The following is a 533-nucleotide window of genomic DNA, read 5'->3' as shown; positions in this document are numbered from 1 at the left end:
CGCCGAGAGCTACGCCGACCAGAACGCCGAGTTGTGGTCGCCGAACGGCCGGCTGCTCGCGACCACGACGCAGATCGCGTATTTCAAGGCGTAGGCGCTCTTCCCTCTCCCACTAGTGGAGAAGGAAAGAAAAAGGCGGCCTCGCGGCCGCCCTTTTACATTTCAAAGCGGCTCTGAATTACTCCGCCGCGAGCTTCACATCCGGCGCGGCGGCGCGCACCTCGGCGTCGACCTGGGCCTCGAACTTGGCGAAGTTCTTCTGGAACATGCCGACCAGCGCGCGGGCGGTCTTGTCGAACTCGTCCTTGTCCTTCCAGGTGTTGACCGGGTTGAGGATCTCGTGGGGCACGCCCGGCAGCGCGGTCGGGACCGCAAAGCCGAAATATTTGTCGGTGCGGAATTCGACGTTGCGGAGCGAACCGTCGAGCGCGGCAGTGAGCAGGGCGCGCGTCACCTTGATCGGCATGCGCGAGCCGACGCCATACTTGCCGCCGGTCCAGCCGGTGTTGACCAGCCAGCAATCGACATTGTGC

Annotated in this window: 1 protein-coding gene; it reads right to left on the bottom strand. The window is 64.2% G+C overall.

Going from position 1 to position 533, the window contains the following annotated elements; genetic code table 11:
* Positions 1–178: 178 nt before the first annotated feature.
* On the bottom strand, positions 179–533 hold a 355-nt coding region (locus JHD07_RS23975; RefSeq protein ID WP_291626551.1), incomplete at its 5' end, for a phosphoenolpyruvate carboxykinase (ATP).

It is taken from the genome of Bradyrhizobium sp. (assembly GCF_016462955.1).
In the GTDB taxonomy this organism is placed as follows: domain Bacteria; phylum Pseudomonadota; class Alphaproteobacteria; order Rhizobiales; family Xanthobacteraceae; genus Bradyrhizobium.
This window is presented reverse-complemented; position numbering and strand designations above follow the sequence as displayed.